This window comes from Rhizobium sp. Leaf321 (assembly GCF_001423215.1).
In the GTDB taxonomy this organism is placed as follows: Bacteria; Pseudomonadota; Alphaproteobacteria; order Rhizobiales; family Rhizobiaceae; genus Neorhizobium; species Neorhizobium soli.
The window spans coordinates 1,043,366-1,059,752 of sequence record NZ_LMOF01000008.1; the positions used below are offsets into that span (position 1 = coordinate 1,043,366).

Here is a 16,387-nt window from a genome sequence, read left to right on the forward strand (position 1 = left end):
CTCGCGGCTGCCGACCATGTTTTCCGTTCCTTCATCGGAAAATATTGTAACAGGGCGATGAAGACGCGCTCTCAACGTTTGATTGTCAAAGCCGAACGCTGCTCGCAGCACCCCTCAGCAATGGACTTCCGCGGCCGGGATTGGTAGAGCCCCGGCATGCAGTACAGACCAGAAATCGATGGGCTGCGCGCGATCGCCGTCGTTCCCGTCATCCTCTTCCACACCGGTCTCGGGTTAATGCCGGGTGGCTTTGTCGGCGTCGACGTGTTCTTCGTCATCAGCGGCTACCTGATCACCGCGATCATTCTCAACGACCTGGCGAAAGACCGTTTCAGCATCGTCAATTTCTACGAGCGGCGGGTGCGGCGCATCGCGCCGGCGCTGCTTGTGGTGTGCATTGCCTGTCTGCCCTTTGCGGCACTGTGGATGCTGCCATCGGAACTGGACGATTTCGGCAAGGACCTGTTCCACTCGCTGCTGATGGTTTCCAACTTCGAGCTTTGGGACAATACGGGATATTTTTCGCCCAGTACCGAACTGAAGCCGCTGCTGCATACGTGGTCGCTATCGGTGGAAGAGCAGTTCTATCTGGTGTTTCCGGTGCTTCTGTGGATGGTGCGCAAGCAGACGCGGCAGGTGATCTTCCGCATCGTGGCGGTTTTGGCGCTGATCAGCCTGTTTCTGGCATGGCCGGTTTCAAGGGTCGATCCGGTCGCGAATTTCTATCTCCCCTTTACCCGTTTCTGGGAACTTGCCGCAGGCGCTCTTCTGGCGATCGGCGGCATACCGACCCGTTACTCTGAGCGGACCCGATCGGCCCTGGGGCTCGCTGGCCTTATCCTGATCGTCGGCAGTTGCCTGTTCCTGACATCCGAGCTGAAATGGCCGGGACCGGTGACGCTGGCGCCGGTCGTCGGCACGCTTCTCGTGATCGCCTTTGCCGGTCCGCGCAATCTTGCCGGACGGCTGCTTTCGCTTCGGCCGCTGGTGGCGATCGGGCTGATCAGCTACAGCCTCTATCTCTGGCATCAGCCGGTGTTCGCCTTTGCCCGTCTGCGCTCGATGGACATGCTGCCGGGCTGGTCCTACGGGCTGCTGGTGGCGCTCGTGTTTGCGCTGGCAATCGCAAGCTATTTTCTGGTGGAACAGCCGTTCCGGAAGCCGCAGGTCGGCCGTCGCTTGGTGTTTTCCCTCAGCGGGTCCTTAGCGGCGGTGCTGGTGGTGCTCGGCATCGTGACCACCAACGCGCAGGGCTTTCCGGGCCGCGATCCCGTGCTTACAGCCATGGGGGAGCCGAGCCTCGGCATCGGCAAGATCTGCAACGGCGAAGTGCGGCCGGATGTCTGCACGATCGGTCAGGGCCCGGAAATGGCGGTCTGGGGCGATTCGCTGGCGATGCATCTGGTCGACGGGCTGGCGGCGTCCATGCACGATACGCCGTCCGATCAGGGCGAGGGGCTGGTGCAGCTTCACAAGAACAGCTGCGCGTTTCCAACCGGCATCGCGCCCATTCCGCTCAACGATTCCGCGTCATGGCCGCTCGACTGCATTCGTCACAACGAGGCGGTAAAGGCCTATCTTGCAAAGACGCCCTCGCTGCGCACCGTCGTGCTCGGATCGCAGTACCTGACCTATCTCAGATCTGACCGCCGGGTGATGACGGCGCAAGGCCAGGCGATGCGGACGGATTACGGCCGGATGCTTGCCGAGGTCGAGGCGACTGCCGACTGGCTGCGCTCGATCGGTCTGCGGCCAGTGTTCATGGCGCCGCCGCCGCGCGATGGTCGCGATATCGGCCGCTGTGTCGTGCGAAGCGCCATGCTGGATGTTGCAGACACGCCCTGCATGATGGAGCGGGACGAACAGCGCGCCCATGATGCCCTCGTGGAGCGGCTGATGGCGGACGTTTCGAAGCGGTTCCCGGTCGTGTCGCTCGAAGACTTTCTCTGCGACGAGAAAAGCTGCCGGGTGGTGGATGGCGGCGTTTCGCTGTTCCTCGACGACGAGCATTTTTCGCATCTGGGGTCGATCCATCTCGGTAAGACGCTCGATCTCTACGACGCGCTGACGGATGCCGCGCAACACGGTTGCGAGGCTGGCGTGAAGGTGGGCGAGCCGAAAGGGATCTGCCAGCTCAAGCCGACACATCCGGTCGCGGTGGTTCAGCCGGGCAGAAGCTCCGGACTGATCAGCGCGCCGTGATGGCCGATGACGGTGGCGGCGACTGCGGCGCCGTAGGCTGCGGCTTCGTGCGGTGTGGCGCCGCTTAAGTACTTCGACAGGAAGCCGGCGTTGAAACTGTCGCCGGCGCTGGTCGTGTCGACCACCTTGCCGGTGGTGACGGCCGGTGCATGACCGGTCACGCCCGACAGGCTGAAGGTTGCGCCTTCTGCGCCGTTCTTGACCACGACATCCGTGACGCCGAGACCATGGTAGCGGGCGATCGTATCGGCCACCGTGGCATCGCCGAAATAGGTCGCTTCATCGTCGAAGCTTGGGAGAACGATGGTGGCGGCTCTTGCGCCATCCTCGATCGTCTTCAGCATGATGTCCCGGCTCACCCACAGGCGCGGGCGAAGGTTCGGATCGAAGGCGACCGTCTTGCCGGCGGCCTTGGCGCGGCGCAGTTCCGATAAAAGCGTCTCGACCGCTTCCGGTGCCAGGATGCCGAGCGTGATGCCGGAGAAATAGATGATGTCGGCGGTTTCGATTGCCGAGCGCAGGTGCTCGGCGTCGTCTGCGAGCTTGCGCGCGGCAGCGCTGTCGCGCCAGTAGCTGAAGGTGCGCTCGCCATCCTTGAGGGTGATCAAGTAGAGGCCGGGCGTCTTGCCGGGGATGCGGCGGATGAGGCTGGTGCCGATGCCGGCTTTCTCCATCATCCCAAGCATATCCGACGACATCGGATCGTCGCCGACTGCGGTCAGATAGTCCACCGACCAGTCTTTGGAGAGGCAGGCGCGGACATACCAGGCCGTGTTGAACGTATCGCCGGCGAAGCCCTTGCGCAGCAGGCCTTCACCCGCCTGCGACAGTTCCACCATGCATTCGCCGATCGAAAGAAGCTTTCCGCCCAATTGTCATCCCTCCCATGGGTTTGACGCTCGAATAAGCTGAAGCGTCCGCCATGACAAGAGCGTGTCGCGCTTCGTTTCCGCGTTGTCTTTTGGTGGCATGGCTCTAGTTTGGGACCAAGGTTGGGATGAGCGATTTTCAAGAAGGAGCATTGTGGAATGGTATTGGAGACCACGAGGGACACCACTCGCAAGGTTGACGGCAACTGGTGGCGGGGTGCGGTGATCTACCAGATCTATCCGCGGTCCTTCCAGGACACGACCGGCGACGGACTGGGCGATATCAAGGGGATTACCCAGCGCCTGCCGCATGTAGCTTCGCTCGGCGTCGATGCGATCTGGCTGTCGCCGTTTTTCACCTCGCCGATGGCCGACATGGGCTATGACGTTTCCGATTACTGCAATGTCGACCCGATGTTCGGCACGCTTGCCGATTTCGACGAGATGATGACAGAGGCCCATCGCCTCGGCCTCAAGGTGATCATCGACCAGGTCATTTCGCATACATCCGACCGGCATCCGTGGTTTATCGAAAGCCGCTCCAGCCGCACCAATCCCAAGGCCGACTGGTATGTCTGGGCCGACCCCAAGCCCGACGGCACGGCTCCGACCAACTGGCTGTCGATCTTCGGCGGACCGGGCTGGGAATGGGACGGTGTGCGCAAGCAGTACTACATGCACAACTTCCTGATCTCGCAGCCGGACCTCAACTTCCACAATCCCGATGTGCAGGATGCGATGCTGGATACGGTGCGCTTCTGGCTCGACCGCGGCGTCGACGGCTTCAGGCTCGATACCGTCAACTACTATTTCCACGACAAGCAACTGCGCAGCAACCCGCCGATGGTCTACGACACCGACGGCGCCGGCATGGAGACGGATACCAATCCGTATTCGATGCAGAACCATCTCTACGACAAGACGCAGCCGGAAAATATCGGCTTTCTGAAGCGGTTGCGGGCGCTGCTCGACAGCTACGACAACCGCGCCTCGGTGGGCGAAGTGGGCGACGGGCCGCGTTCGCTGAACACGTTGGCGCTCTATACGACCGGCGACGACAAGCTGCATATGTGCTACACGTTCGACCTGCTGGGCCCGGCGTTTTCTGCCGCCTATATCCGCAAGGTGATGCAGACCGTGCTCGATACGGTGGTGAACGGCTGGGTGTGCTGGGCGTTTTCCAACCACGACGTGGTTCGTCATGTTACCCGCTTTACCGAGGATCCGTCCGAGCAGGACCGCGTCGCCAAATTGTCGGCAACGTTGATTTCGGTGCTGCGCGGTTCGATCTGCCTCTACCAGGGCGAGGAGCTGGGCTTGAGCGAAGCGGAACTGACTTACGAGGATCTGCGCGACCCCTACGGCATCCGCTTCTGGCCGGCCTTCAAGGGCCGCGACGGATGCCGCACGCCGATGGTGTGGGAAGCGGGCGAGGCCCATGCGGGCTTCAGCGAGGGCGCCAAGACCTGGCTGCCCATTCCGGCCGATCACGCCAGCCGTTCGGTGGATGCGCAGGAGGCAATGCCGGATTCGGTGCTGCAGCACTACCGCGAAACCTTCGCCTTCCGCAAAAACCACCATGCGCTGATCGACGGCGACATGACGTTTATCGAGATCAACCAGGACCTGCTCGCCTTCGTCCGCGAAAAGGGCGGTGAGAAGCTGCTGTTCGTGTTCAACCTGACCCGCGAGCCGCAAAACTTCGTGCTGCCCAAGCGGATGGGCGACGTGATGCCGGTCGATCTTCCGGGGTTTGTGTCGAAGCTGGAAGCGGGTGCCGTGAAGCTCGATGCGCTGGATGTGTTCTGCGCGCGGGTGTGATGGCGTAGGTGTGAGTGGGATGGGAGGGGGAGGCAATCTTCCCCTCTTTCCTGTGATTGCCACAGGAATTTTGCCGACGCGTCGGTAGGGCGACGACGGTTCTTTCAGCCCAAGGACTTGGGCTGACTGGGTTCCTGTGACGAGCACAGGAATGCGGGAGTGTGGGGGAATGCGGGCGCCAAACTATCGGCGCCGTTGCCTGTGGATTGGTGCGGGAGCAAGATATTTTGGTGGTTCAACGCCCGTTGATCCCGCACCGCTTTCCCTGATCAGATCTCCTCGATCCGTCGGTCGTCTTCGGGGAGGATCGAGAGTTCGCGCCAGTCGATTTCCTCGAGCAGGAGATTGTATTCGTCGACGTTCAACTCGTAGGAAGCGCGGAGGTTTTCGAGTTCGGTGCGTTGTCCGGCGATGAAGAGAAGCACCAGCCGGCGGTAGGTGTCCATCGAGGCAGCACGGTCCGGGTCGTCGAAGGCCTGGTGTTCCATCGTGAGCTTCGCGCGCAGTTTTTCGGCTTCTGTTCCCGTCTCGCCGTCGAGGCGGCCGATGCCTGCCTTGACGACGCGGCGGCGCATCTCAGACAGTTCCTGCGCGCTGGTATGGCGCCGGTCGAGGCCGAGCCAGCGGATGAGCGGTGACAGCGTCAGGCCCTGCAGGACGAGCGTGGCGATGACGACGGCGAAGGCGGTCAGCACGACCATGTCGCGTTCCGGGAAATCGGCGGGAAGCGCGTAGGCCGTGGCAAGCGAGAGGAGGCCGCGCATGCCGCACCAGGAGGCGAGAATCGCCTGCCTGGTCGATGCCGGTTCCTCGCGTCCGTCGCGACGGACTCGCCAGGCTTCGATGCGGTTATAGGCAAGGCAGAGCGCGAAGCGGGTGGCGATGACGATGGCGACGATCACGGCGGAAAACAACAGAGCTTCGGCGAAATGGCCGACCTCCATGTCCGCATAGATGTCGCGCACCTGCATGCCCATCAGCAGGAAGGCGACGACGTTGAGGACGAAGACGACGACCGTCCAGACCGCATAGGACTGCACCCGCATGCGCGCCGACGACAGGCTTTCGCTGGTGCTGGCGATCGTCATGGCGAAGGTGACGATGGCGAGCACCGCAGACAGTTCCAGATGTTCGGCGAGGATCCACAGAAGGAAGGTCTGGACGAATTGCAGGAGATTGCCACCAAGCGTGCCTGTGACGTAGGCCGACAGGCGGCGGATCACCAGCGCCGCGACCCAGCCGAGCAGGATGCCGCCGGGAACGGCAAGAACGAGATGGGTCGTTACTTCGCGATCAAGCCCGCCGGCCGACTGGACCGCAAGGGCTGCTCCAAAGATCAGAAGTGCTGCCGCATCGTTGAACAGGCTTTCGCCGCGCAGGATGGCATCGGTGGTGCGCGGCACCGACATGGTGGAGAGGACGGCGGTGGAGGCGGCGGCGTCCGGCGGCGCGACGATGGCGCCGAGCACGATGGCGGCCGCAATCGGCAGGCCGGCCATCACATAGCCGGCGACCGCGACCGTCGCCGTGGTGACGACGACGCCGCCGAGCGCAAAGACCACGAGCGGCAGCCAGAAGCGCCTTGCGGTATTCAGCGGGAAATCGAAGGCGGCATCGAGCAAGGCCGGCGCGATAAACAGCGCCAGCGCGATCTCCGGATCGAGCGCGAAGTAAGGCGCGCCCGGCACCAGCGCCACCGCGACGCCTGCCAGCGCCAGCATCGACGGATAGGGCACGGAGAGCCGCCGCGACACCTGCAACAGCACGATCGCGACCAGCATCAGGATGAGCAGGCTTTCGAAAAAGGTCATGGGGGTGGCGTCATTCGCTGCAGGGGTGATCGACCGGGCGCGTCACAGCGCATCCGTCGAGCATCATGTAGGGCGGGAGGGTGAAAGGGAAAACGGTTTTCGGGCGGGTGAGGGTGATGGCGGGTCTGCGTGGGCAGCGGGATTTGGGCGATGCCAGGTCCAAGGTCTGTTTCGAACGGCATTGCTCCGGGTTGCGGGACGCGATATCTGCTGGAGGCAAGGGCTTTGCATCGATCCAGCCAGATGGAGATGCAGGGCCGGCAGCGCTCAACAGGTGATGGACCGATGGCCCGCAAGAACAGAGACGAACCGGCTTCATGGGACGAGGCTGCGCCGGAGCCCGTGTATTGTCCGATGTGCGAGCGGGTGATCCCGGCGGATCAGCAGGAAAAGCATTATCTTGTCCCCAAGAGCAAGGGCGGCAAGGAAACGGTTTGCCTGCACCGGATCTGTCACGACCAGATCCATGTGAATTTGACGGATGCCCAGCTCGCCAAGAAGTTCTCGACGATCGAGGCGATCCTTGAAGACCCGGCGATACGGACATTCGTTGCCTGGGTGAAAACAAAACCTCCGGGGTATGCGGCTCCGCCGAAGGAGCCGCGACAGGGCCGGGGACGCGGGCCGAAAGCTTAAAGTCAGACGATGGCCCGGGCTGATACCGGACGCCATCAAGTGTGCGCGGGGCGTAGATGATGGCGAAGTCCGCCGACGCCGTCGTTCGTTTTTTTTGATCGGCTGCTCACAGGTTCCTCGGTGAAAAACAAGCGCTTGCCCTTGCGGTGCCAATCCGGACTATCTACGACCGGGGCAAAAGTAAGGGATTTTCATGAGCAGAATTATTTTGGTCGTTTTGGTTGTTCTCATCGCAGCAACCGGGTTTATCGGGCAGCGCTGGTACAGCTACGTGTCGAACACGACTTCGGCCTATGACGAGGTCGGTATCGAGATCAACAGCCGTCTGCCGGGACCGCTGAACAAATGGGGCTGCGACAAGCTGCATGCCACATTCGGCGAAGTGCCACCGCCTTATGGCTGCGCGAGCGCCGACGGAACGTCCTGGCGCTGAGCGGAAGCGCCTGCCTTTGCCTGGATGGTGAGGGCAGCCACGTTTTCACAGTGTTACAAACAAAAAAGCCCGCGATTGCTCGCGGGCTTTTTTGTTGCTTGAACGGAGGCTGTTTCGATCTCAGTCGAAATGCAGCTCGCGTTCGCCGTTTTCGTCGCGGATGCAGGTCTGCAGTCCGATCTTGTTCAGGATGTTGAGGAAGGGCTTTGGCGCCAGTTCTTCGACGTTTGCCATCTTCTTCACATCCCATTCGCCAGATGCCACCAGCATGGCGGCGGCGACCGGGGGAACGCCAGCGGTGTAGCTGATGCCCTGGGAGCCGACTTCGTTATAGGCTTCCTTGTGGTCGGCGACGTTGTAGATGAACACCGTGCGTTCCTTGCCGTCCTTGATGCCCTTCACGAAATCGCCGATGCAGGTCTTGCCTTCGTATTCGGGCGCGAGCGACGACGGGTCGGGCAGGCAGGCCTTGACCACCTTGAGCGGCACGACTTCGGAACCGTCGGCAAGCTTGACCGGCTGTTCCGAGAGGAGGCCGATGGACTTCAGGACGGTGAAGACGTTGATATAGTGGTCGCCAAAACCCATCCAGAAGCGCACGTCGGCGCCATCCATGTTCTTTGCCAGCGAATGCACTTCGTCATGGCCGCAGAGATAGGCGCGGCGGGTGCCGACGACCGGCAGGTCGTAGTCCTTGCCGATTTCGAACATCTTGTTGACGGTCCATTCGCCGCCCTGCCAAGCGTAGACGACACCGGTGAATTCGCGGAAGTTGATTTCCGGATCGAAGTTGGTGGCGAAATACTTGCCGTGGCTGCCAGCATTGATGTCGACGATGTCGACGTCGGTGACCTTGTCGAGATAGTCGTCCTTGGCAAGGCGGGCGTAGGCGTTGACGACGCCCGGATCAAAGCCGGCGCCGAGGATGGCGGTGATGCCCTTTTCCTCGCATTCCTGCGCACGCTTCCACTCGTAGTTTCCGTACCACGGCGGGGTTTCGCAGATCTTGTTCGGCTCTTCGTGGATGGCGGTGTCGATATAGGCGACGCCGGTATCCATGCAGGCGCGCAGTACCGACATGTTGAGGAAGGCGGTGCCGACATTGATGACGATCTGGCTGCCGGTCGCCTTGATGAGGGCTTTGGTGGCTTCGATGTCGAGGGCGTCGAGCGCGTGGCCTTCGAGCTTGCCTTCTACCTTCATCGCCTTCTTGTCGTGGACCGAGGCGATGATGGCGTCACATTTCGACTTGGTGCGGGAGGCGATATGGATATCGCCGAGCACGTCGTTGTTCTGGGCGCATTTGTGCGCCACGACCTGGGCGACGCCACCGGCGCCGATGATGAGTACGTTCTTTTTCATGGTGGGGACGAGTTCCTTCAAGTCCAATCGTCAGAAGCCGCTGAGCTTTGTGCTCAGGATAGGCTTTGTTCGTAGTCCGCGTAGCCGAACTCGCGGACCGTCCTGAGGCTGCCATCCAGTTCACGGATGGCGATTGCCGGCATTTGCACGCCGTTAAACCAGTTTTTCTTGACCATCGTGTAGCCGGCGGCATCCTGGAAGGAAATGCGGTCGCCAACTTTCAGTTCATTCGGAAAATCGAACTCGCCGAAAATATCCCCGGCAAGACAGGACTTGCCGCAGACCATGGCACGATAAGGCCCCTGGTTTGGATGAACCTTTGCGTTTTCACGGTAGATCAGAAGATCCAGCAGGTGCGCTTCGATGGAGCTATCCACCACGACAAGGTTCTTGCCGTTGTAAAGTGTATCGAGGACGGTGGTTTCCAGCGTCGTCGAGCGGGTGATCGAGGCTTCGCCGGGTTCGAGATAGACCTGGACACCGTATTCGCCCGAAAAGCGCTTGAGGCGCTCGGCAAACAGGTCGACCGGGTAATCGTCGCCGGTGAAATGGATGCCGCCGCCGAGGCTGACCCATTCGGCCTTCTTCAGCAGGGGGCCGAACTTCTGCTCGATTTCGCCCAGCATGCGATCAAACAGCGAGAAGTCGCCGTTTTCGCAGTTGTTGTGGATCATGAAGCCGGAGATCAGGTCCATGACCGGCTCGACCTGTTTCTGGTCCCATTCGCCCAGCCGCGAGAAAGGGCGGGCGGGATCGGCGAGATCGAAGGTGGACGAGGAGACGCCGGGGTTGAGGCGCAGGCCGCGGGTAATGCCCGACGACTGGCTCTCGAAACGCTGCAACTGGCCGATCGAGTTGAAGATGATCTTGTCGGCGTGCGAAACGACCTCGTCGATCTCGTAATCGGCATAGGCGACCGAATAGGCGTGGGTTTCCTTGCCGAAGCGCTCATGGCCAAGGCGGACTTCGTTGAGCGACGAGGACGTGGTGCCGTCCATGTAGTCGCGCATGAAATCGAATACCGACCATGTGGCAAAGCATTTCAGCGCCAACAATGCCTTGGCGCCCGACGTCTCGCGGACAGCAGCGATCCTCTCCATGTTGCGGAGAAGCTTCGACTTGTCGATGAGGTAGTAGGGTGTCTGGAGCATATCGTGCGGTCGGCCTCGTGACGGTCCTGGGAAAGCGTAAGGCGCCTATTGCCTCAGGCGGCTGTCATCTTCAAGACCCGAGGGCCAAGATTGTCGAAAGGGCCGCGGTTTGGCAGCCCTTTTGACAGAGACGGAGACGGTCCCGTTTGCCTCGCGTCAGGCTGCGGGCGGCATCTTCGCAAAGCGCGCGAGGGTCGGGTCGAGGTGGTCCCACGGCTGGGCCGCGTCGGTCCACGTGATGATCTGCGGCCGATATTGGTCCGGTGCGTCGAGGCTTGCTGCGCGGATGACAAACATGTCCGGCATGGCCGGGAAGGTCATGGAGACGGGCGCGCCGCAGGTTGGGCAAAAGGCGCGTCTTTTCACGGTGCCGCCATCGCCTGTTGCTTCCCAGTGACTCGGCTGGCCCTCGATCGTCACCGTCGCTCCGGCAAAGACGAGATTGGACGTGTGGCCGGTGCCGCTTTCGCGCTGGCACTGACGGCACTGACAATCGACCATGGCGACGGGTTCGCCGGTGACGGTGTAACGGACGGCGCCGCAGGTGCAGCCGCCGGTAAAGGGTTCATGCATGGACGCTGCTCCATTTCTGGTTGCGGGTGCCTGAGGCTCGCGCCGGGGCGGGGTGTGGTCGCTGGAGGATCTCAGGCGGGAACGATGGCTTCGTATTCGTCGCGCAGACGAAGCCATGCGGGCCAGAAGGCGGCAGGATTTTTGCCCGCTGCCTTGACCTCGAGGATGTCGAGGTGGGCATGCCAGCCAGCGCCGACCATGACCATGTTGCGACGGTCGGAAATGCGGCGGTGGGTGAGGGTCAGAAGAACATCCTTGCCGACGGCCTGCAGTTCGATCGAGACCTCGCCTGAAGGTGGCCAGGAGAAGACCACCCGGTGGGGTGCTTCGAAGGCGATCATCTCGCTCTGCATGCGCTGTTCTTCGGGAAAGCCTTCCGGGCGGCCGGCGGAATCATCGCTGAGTTCATCATTGCGCCAGACGAGCTCGAACGTGCCGCCGGGCTGACGCGGCATCGTGCCGGACGCGAGCCACTGGCGGCGCAGATCGCTGTCGGTGACATAGTCCCAGATGCGTTCGATCGGCCCTGGCAGCTTGCGCTGGATCGTCAGGGCGAGGGGTTCTGTCATGAAGGCGTGCCTGCTCAACGATGTCATGTCGGTCATTGATCGTCTCCCGGTTTGCTGTGCGGTTTTCCTTCGGCTTTGGCGGTGGCCTCGCCTTGCGGGCCGGTGGTCTTGATCGCATCGTCCTCGCGCAACAGCCGGTCGAGCGTGTCGAGGCGGGCGGTCCAGAAGCGTTCGTAGAAGACCAGCCAGTCGTGGGCGGCGGCGAGCGGGCCCGGCGAAAGGCGGCAGAGATGCGTACGGCCCTGGATTTCCCGGCGGACCAGCCCGGCTGCCTCCAAGACCTTGATGTGCTTCGACGCGGCTGCCAGCGACATGTCGTAGGGCGCTGCCAGTTGTCCGACAGTCTGCCCGCCGCTTCCAAGAGCCGTCAGCATCTGCCGGCGCGTGGTGTCGCTCAGAGCCTGAAAAACCGCATCGATCTGATGTTCCGTTAATTCAACCATAAGGTTTAACTTAGAACCTCGGCCGCAATTGTCAACCATATTGTTGAATGTCCGGCTCTGGCTTTCATCAAGAGTTGCAAAAGCGAGAGGGAATCATAATCTGCAGGCGCTGCCCGATGCACCGGTCAGCCAAATGCAGACGTTCACCTCTCACCTGTCATATCAATCGAGGGTAAGCCATGAGCAGCAGCTACATCACCACCAGCGACGGCACGCAGATATATTTCAAGGACTGGGGCAGCAAGGACGCCCAGCCGATTGTCTTCCATCACGGATGGCCGCTTTCGTCCGACGATTGGGACGCCCAGATGCTGTTCTTCCTCGACCAGGGTTACCGCGTGATCGCGCATGACCGTCGCGGGCACGGCCGCTCCAGCCAGACCGATACCGGCAACGAGATGGATACCTATGCGGCAGACGTTGCCGAACTGGCGGCGCATCTGGACCTCAAGGAAGCCATCCATGTAGGTCACTCGACGGGTGGCGGCGAGGTCACGCGCTATGTCGCGAAATTCGGCCAGCCGCAGGGTCGCGTTGCCAAGGCCGTGCTGATCGGTGCGGTGCCGCCTGTCATGGTACAGAGCGACAGCAATCCGGGCGGCCTGCCGCTGTCTGTGTTCGACGGATTTCGCACCGCACAGGCGGCCAACCGGGCGCAGTTCTTCCTCGATATCCCGACCGGACCGTTCTACGGCTACAACCGCGACGGTGCTGAGGTTTCCGAGGGCGTCATCCGCAACTGGTGGCGTCAGGGCATGATGGGCGGCACAAAGTCGCATTACGATTGCATCAAGGCGTTTTCCGAAACCGACTTCACGGAAGACCTCAAGGCGATCGACCTGCCGGTTCTCGTCATGCATGGCGACGACGACCAGATCGTGCCGATCGCCGATTCGGCGATGCTATCATCCAAGCTTTTGAAGAACGGTACGCTCAAGGTCTATGAAGGTCTGCCGCATGGCATGGCGACGACGCATGCCGATCTCATCAACGCTGATCTGCTGGCGTTCTTCAAGGCATAGTCAAAACAGAAATGGCTCGTCGCGAGACGAGCCATTTCCAGAGATTTCATCGGTTTCAAAAAATCTTACAAAGCAAATTTCAAAAAGAAAAAATGCTACCAGCCATGCCGGCAACGCTGTGTGGATGCGTTCTGACCCGCCGCGTCATGCAGCGGACAAGATTTCAGGCGGCTGCAGATTTCGTCTCAGCCGGGATGCAGTAGATGTTTTCAAGCGTCGACAGGACCTTGAGAACCGAGTCCGCGGAACTCGAATAATAGATCGTCTGCGCATCGCGGCGCGTCTTCACCAATTTCTGCGCGCGCAGCTTGGACAAGTGCTGTGACAGTGCAGACTGGCTCAGGCCAACTTGAGTAGCCAGTGCCCCCACAGCTACTTCGCCCTTGACCAGGCAGCACAAAATCATCAGCCGCTTTGGATTTGCCATCGCAGACAGCAAATTCGCTGCTGCATTCGAGTGGTCTGAAAGTGGCATCGTTTCCATCATATCTCTATCCCCTCTTCCTGAGCATGCCGTGCTCCGGTAATGCCGTAGTCCCTGGAACTGACTAAACCAGCAGACATCAAAGTTGTATATCCCTAGATTTTGGGTAGTCGACTACACTGTTTTAGACATATTGAAAATATACTGGGACGCGTGCTCGGGGGACGATTGCAACGTCCTGAACTCATGTCTCAGCAATGTGTCTCCGGCGATCAGATCTAGCCCGGCGCTATCTGCACCGACGAACCGCCATTGACCAGCATTCTTTGCGCCGAGCCGTGCGGCAAGGCTGTTCGCTTCGTCCGTCAACTCTCTGATATCGCGCGAGAAATTACTCCATTCCTCGCCGCTTCCAGGGTTCGCGATGACAAGGTCGCTGCCATCCAAGACATAGGCCCTGCCAAAGCCGCCGTTGAGCGAGGCCGACTGCGGAACAAGGCGAAAAAAGTAGAAATCCGGAAAGTCGATATAGAGTTTTGCTTTCGGATGACGGTCCAGAAACCGCTGGCGGATGCGCAGATGGACGGGACTATCTCTTTCCACTTTTTCCGCAATGCACTGAACGGTGATTCGCGGATGGGCGAGCGGATCGCCCTTGCCGGTCTCGCCGGCGAGGAGAGAACAGCGGGGATCGCCTGCCAATCCCTTCGTATGACCCGACAGCGCCGATACGAGAATCACCGGCACGCCATCAAGATCGGTTCCGGTCAGCACGCGGCTTGCGGAGGGAAAACCGCTTGCGGGATCAAGCACCGCAAGCGCCATGTGACGGGCGCCGCGCACCAGCATCCGCGCAAGGTTGCGTGCTTCCTCATCCGTGTCGCGCAACACGCTTTTATCTTTCGAAGGTTCCTGCGCAGAGGTCGGTGGAAGAGCCTGTCTCACCGTCATTGCGCCCTGCAGCTCGTCGGTCAAAATATTCACCAGTTCTAAATTTCAAATCTCTATAACAGCAGATCATTAACAAACGAGTGTCAGTCCGCCTTGATTTGCATCAAGTCCGGCGTCGATGGCGTGTCAGACCTGCAATCACGTCGTCAGCCGTAATCGCGCCGACGACGGCGCCGTTATCGACGACCGCGATCGATCCCCTCTGCCGGGCCAGCGCATCCATGATGTCGACCAGCGGCGTGGTGCTCTTCGCTGTTGCCGACACCGGCGGCGCCCCGGCATCGGCGGTTACCCCTTGCCGCATCACGTCGCCGGCGGTGAGCAGGCTGATCGGGTTCATGTGCTGGACGAAATCGGCGACATACTGGTTTGCGGGTGCCTGGACGATCTGCTGCGGGGTGCCGCACTGGACGATACGGCCGCCTTCCATGATGGCGATGCGGTTGCCGATGCGGAAAGCCTCGTCGAGGTCGTGGCTGACGAACAGGATGGTCTTTTTCAGGCGGCGCTGGAATTCCAGCAGCTCGTCCTGAAGGCGGGTGCGGATCAACGGATCGAGCGCCGAAAACGGTTCGTCCATCAGCAGGATCGGTGCGCCGGTGGCAAAGGCGCGGGCAAGGCCGACACGCTGCTGCATGCCGCCGGAGAGTTCACCCACCTTGCGATCCGCCCACTGGCTGAGGTTGACGAGTTCCAGCTGTTCATCGACGCGCTTGCGCCGCTCCGGTTCGGCGACGCCGGCAAGTTCAAGCCCGAAGCCGACATTGTCGGCGACGGTACGCCACGGCAGCAGCGCGAACTGCTGGAAGACCATCGAAACCGTGTGCATCCGAAGATCGCGCAGGGTGCGGGTGCCGGCCTTGTAGGGATCGACCGGTCCGGACGGGGTGGCGACGCTGACCGCGCCGCGCACGACCGGTGCCAGACCATTGACGGCGCGCAGGAGCGTCGACTTGCCCGAGCCGGACAGGCCCATCAGCACCAGGATTTCGCCTTCGCGCACCGACAGCGTGGCATCGGCGACACCGAGCACGATCCCGGTTTCTTCCGAGATCTGGTCGCGCGTCATGCCCTGGTCGAGCAGTTTGACAGCCCGTTCCGGGTTGTTGCCGAAGATGATATCGACATTCGAGAAGGTGACGGCGGCAGGCGCGGTCCGGTTCATCGCGTCGGTCATGACTTGCCTCCCGGTTCTGCCGTTCTGAACATGCGGTCGAGAATGATCGCCAGGATGACGATGCAGAAGCCGGCATCAAAGCCGCGGGCGATGTTGACGGTGTTGAGCGCGCGCACGACCGGTACGCCGAGACCGGGGGCACCGACGAGCGCTGCGATTACCACCATCGACAAAGACAGCATGATCGTCTGGGTAAGGCCTGCCATGATCTGCGGCATTGCGTAAGGGAGCTCGATCTTGCGCAGGACCTGCGACGGCGTCGCGCCGAAGGCGATGGCTGCTTCGGTCAGAGATCCGGGCGTCGAGATGATGCCGAGGCGGGTGAGTCGGACCGGGGCGGGGATGGCGAAGATGACGGTTGCGATAAGGCCCGGCACCATTCCAAGGCCGAACAGAATGAGCGCCGGGATGAGATAGACGAAGGTGGGAATGGTCTGCATCAGGTCGAGGATCGGCCGCAGGATTTCGTAGAGCCAGGGGCGACGGGCAGCAGCGATTCCGATCGGAATGCCGACCGCCATGCAGACGGCGGTGGCTGCAAGCACCAGCGCCAGCGTCTCCGTCGTCTCTTTCCAGTAGCCCTGGTTATAGATCAGCAACAGACCGATTGCGGTGAAGGCTGATATCGAGACGGATCGTCTCAGCCAGAAGGCGAGCGCCGTGACGATGGCGATCAGCACGAAGGGGTTCGGCCCCTGCAGCACGTACAGGATCGCATCGATGACCGCCGACAGCACGGTGGCGAGCCAGTTGAAAAACCAGTCGGCATTGGTGGTCAGCCAGTCGACCGCATCTTTCGCCCAGTTTCCAAGGCGGATCTTGCCGGTGGAATCCACAAGCCAGTTCGGGAGCGAGTTGGTTAGCCAGTTCACGTCGCGTGCCTGCCTCGTCTGGAAGGAAATACAAGGAGCGAAAGCGTTACCCTCGAGGGCGTCCCCAAGGG

16 protein-coding genes are annotated in these 16,387 nt (G+C 61.2%); 5 read left to right on the plus strand and 11 right to left on the minus strand.

The annotated features are described in order from the left end of the window. Positions 1 to 156: 156 nt before the first annotated feature. Positions 157 to 2,202 (plus strand): acyltransferase family protein, encoded by a 2,046-nt coding sequence (locus tag ASF70_RS22190; protein WP_062582845.1) that lies wholly within the window; start codon positions 157 to 159, stop codon positions 2,200 to 2,202. Here ASF70_RS22190 and ASF70_RS22195 read toward each other — a convergent pair. Next, entirely contained in the window at positions 2,163 to 3,074 is a 912-nt protein-coding gene (locus ASF70_RS22195) for a sugar kinase (RefSeq protein ID WP_062582847.1), read from the minus strand. The genes ASF70_RS22190 and ASF70_RS22195 overlap by 40 nt on opposite strands. A 156-nt stretch (positions 3,075 to 3,230) precedes the next feature. Between ASF70_RS22195 and ASF70_RS22200 the strand changes: the two genes are divergently transcribed. Next, a complete protein-coding gene (locus tag ASF70_RS22200; protein ID WP_062582848.1) occupies positions 3,231 to 4,892 on the plus strand; it encodes an alpha-glucosidase family protein in 1,662 nt (553 codons plus the stop codon). A 269-nt stretch (positions 4,893 to 5,161) separates the two neighbouring features. Here ASF70_RS22200 and ASF70_RS22205 read toward each other — a convergent pair whose 3' ends face one another. Next, a complete protein-coding gene (locus ASF70_RS22205) occupies positions 5,162 to 6,703 on the minus strand; it encodes a sodium:proton antiporter (protein WP_062582849.1) in 1,542 nt (513 codons plus the stop codon). Between the two features lie 285 nt (positions 6,704 to 6,988). Here ASF70_RS22205 and ASF70_RS22210 point away from each other — a divergent pair, with 285 nt between their 5' ends. Then, positions 6,989 to 7,339 carry a restriction endonuclease gene (locus tag ASF70_RS22210; protein WP_062457890.1) on the plus strand — a complete coding sequence of 117 codons (351 nt, stop codon included), beginning with the start codon at positions 6,989 to 6,991 and terminating at the stop codon, positions 7,337 to 7,339. Positions 7,340 to 7,532: 193 nt separating this feature from the next. Next, the gene (locus ASF70_RS22215; protein WP_062455595.1) at positions 7,533 to 7,772 is read left to right on the plus strand and encodes a hypothetical protein; all 240 of its coding nucleotides are present in this window, start codon (positions 7,533 to 7,535) and stop codon (positions 7,770 to 7,772) included. A 120-nt stretch (positions 7,773 to 7,892) separates the two neighbouring features. On the opposite strand, the gene ASF70_RS22220 is transcribed toward ASF70_RS22215, so the two are convergent. The 5 genes from ASF70_RS22220 to ASF70_RS22240 form a co-directional block, all read right to left on the minus strand. Then, positions 7,893 to 9,134 carry a saccharopine dehydrogenase family protein gene (locus tag ASF70_RS22220; RefSeq protein ID WP_062582851.1) on the minus strand — a complete coding sequence of 414 codons (1,242 nt, stop codon included), beginning with the start codon at positions 9,132 to 9,134 and terminating at the stop codon, positions 7,893 to 7,895. A 53-nt stretch (positions 9,135 to 9,187) separates the two neighbouring features. Continuing rightward, positions 9,188 to 10,285 (minus strand): carboxynorspermidine decarboxylase, encoded by a 1,098-nt coding sequence (locus ASF70_RS22225; RefSeq protein WP_062455601.1) that lies wholly within the window; start codon positions 10,283 to 10,285, stop codon positions 9,188 to 9,190. A gap of 156 nt (positions 10,286 to 10,441) precedes the next feature. Further along, positions 10,442 to 10,858, minus strand: coding sequence for a GFA family protein (locus ASF70_RS22230; RefSeq protein ID WP_062582853.1), 417 nt, complete (start codon positions 10,856 to 10,858; stop codon positions 10,442 to 10,444). A 71-nt stretch (positions 10,859 to 10,929) separates the two neighbouring features. After that, complete coding sequence (locus ASF70_RS22235) at positions 10,930 to 11,463, minus strand: SRPBCC family protein (protein ID WP_062582855.1); 534 nt, start codon at positions 11,461 to 11,463, stop codon at positions 10,930 to 10,932. Continuing rightward, on the minus strand, positions 11,460 to 11,909 hold the full coding sequence (locus tag ASF70_RS22240) for a metalloregulator ArsR/SmtB family transcription factor (protein WP_244474106.1): 450 nt from the start codon (positions 11,907 to 11,909) through the stop codon (positions 11,460 to 11,462). The genes ASF70_RS22235 and ASF70_RS22240 overlap by 4 nt, the downstream gene beginning before the upstream one ends. Positions 11,910 to 12,049: 140 nt before the next feature. On the opposite strand from ASF70_RS22240, the gene ASF70_RS22245 reads away from it, so the two are divergent. Next, positions 12,050 to 12,892: an alpha/beta hydrolase gene (locus ASF70_RS22245; protein ID WP_062582859.1), complete on the plus strand. Its 843-nt coding sequence runs from the start codon at positions 12,050 to 12,052 to the stop codon at positions 12,890 to 12,892. A 163-nt stretch (positions 12,893 to 13,055) separates the two neighbouring features. On the opposite strand, the gene ASF70_RS22250 is transcribed toward ASF70_RS22245, so the two are convergent. The 4 genes from ASF70_RS22250 to choW all read right to left on the minus strand — a co-directional run bounded on the left by ASF70_RS22250 (position 13,056) and on the right by choW (position 16,316). Beyond that, positions 13,056 to 13,376: a metalloregulator ArsR/SmtB family transcription factor gene (locus tag ASF70_RS22250; RefSeq protein ID WP_062457893.1), complete on the minus strand. Its 321-nt coding sequence runs from the start codon at positions 13,374 to 13,376 to the stop codon at positions 13,056 to 13,058. Between the two features lie 114 nt (positions 13,377 to 13,490). Continuing rightward, positions 13,491 to 14,267 (minus strand): pyridoxamine 5'-phosphate oxidase family protein, encoded by a 777-nt coding sequence (locus ASF70_RS22255; RefSeq protein ID WP_062583175.1) that lies wholly within the window; start codon positions 14,265 to 14,267, stop codon positions 13,491 to 13,493. A gap of 103 nt (positions 14,268 to 14,370) precedes the next feature. After that, a complete protein-coding gene (gene choV / locus ASF70_RS22260; protein WP_062582860.1) occupies positions 14,371 to 15,444 on the minus strand; it encodes a choline ABC transporter ATP-binding protein in 1,074 nt (357 codons plus the stop codon). Next, entirely contained in the window at positions 15,441 to 16,316 is an 876-nt protein-coding gene (gene choW, locus ASF70_RS22265) for a choline ABC transporter permease subunit (protein ID WP_062582862.1), read from the minus strand. The genes choV and choW overlap by 4 nt, the downstream gene beginning before the upstream one ends. Between the last annotated feature and the right edge of the window lie 71 nt (positions 16,317 to 16,387).

What these genes read in the sequence shown, in the direction of transcription:
- ASF70_RS22215 (WP_062455595.1), top strand. Translation starts at nt 7,533, where the DNA reads ATGAGCAGAATTATTTTGGTCGTTTTGGTTGTTCTCATCGCAGCAACC.
- ASF70_RS22230 (WP_062582853.1), bottom strand. Translation starts at nt 10,858, where the DNA reads ATGCATGAACCCTTTACCGGCGGCTGCACCTGCGGCGCCGTCCGTTAC.
- ASF70_RS22205 (WP_062582849.1), bottom strand. Translation starts at nt 6,703, where the DNA reads ATGACCTTTTTCGAAAGCCTGCTCATCCTGATGCTGGTCGCGATCGTG.
- ASF70_RS22240 (WP_244474106.1), bottom strand. Translation starts at nt 11,909, where the DNA reads ATGGTTGACAATTGCGGCCGAGGTTCTAAGTTAAACCTTATGGTTGAA.
- ASF70_RS22250 (WP_062457893.1), bottom strand. Translation starts at nt 13,376, where the DNA reads ATGGAAACGATGCCACTTTCAGACCACTCGAATGCAGCAGCGAATTTG.
- ASF70_RS22220 (WP_062582851.1), bottom strand. Translation starts at nt 9,134, where the DNA reads ATGAAAAAGAACGTACTCATCATCGGCGCCGGTGGCGTCGCCCAGGTC.
- ASF70_RS22225 (WP_062455601.1), bottom strand. Translation starts at nt 10,285, where the DNA reads ATGCTCCAGACACCCTACTACCTCATCGACAAGTCGAAGCTTCTCCGC.
- ASF70_RS22245 (WP_062582859.1), top strand. Translation starts at nt 12,050, where the DNA reads ATGAGCAGCAGCTACATCACCACCAGCGACGGCACGCAGATATATTTC.
- ASF70_RS22255 (WP_062583175.1), bottom strand. Translation starts at nt 14,267, where the DNA reads ATGACGGTGAGACAGGCTCTTCCACCGACCTCTGCGCAGGAACCTTCG.
- ASF70_RS22235 (WP_062582855.1), bottom strand. Translation starts at nt 11,463, where the DNA reads ATGACCGACATGACATCGTTGAGCAGGCACGCCTTCATGACAGAACCC.
- ASF70_RS22210 (WP_062457890.1), top strand. Translation starts at nt 6,989, where the DNA reads ATGGCCCGCAAGAACAGAGACGAACCGGCTTCATGGGACGAGGCTGCG.
- choV (WP_062582860.1), bottom strand. Translation starts at nt 15,444, where the DNA reads ATGACCGACGCGATGAACCGGACCGCGCCTGCCGCCGTCACCTTCTCG.
- ASF70_RS22200 (WP_062582848.1), top strand. Translation starts at nt 3,231, where the DNA reads ATGGTATTGGAGACCACGAGGGACACCACTCGCAAGGTTGACGGCAAC.
- ASF70_RS22190 (WP_062582845.1), top strand. Translation starts at nt 157, where the DNA reads ATGCAGTACAGACCAGAAATCGATGGGCTGCGCGCGATCGCCGTCGTT.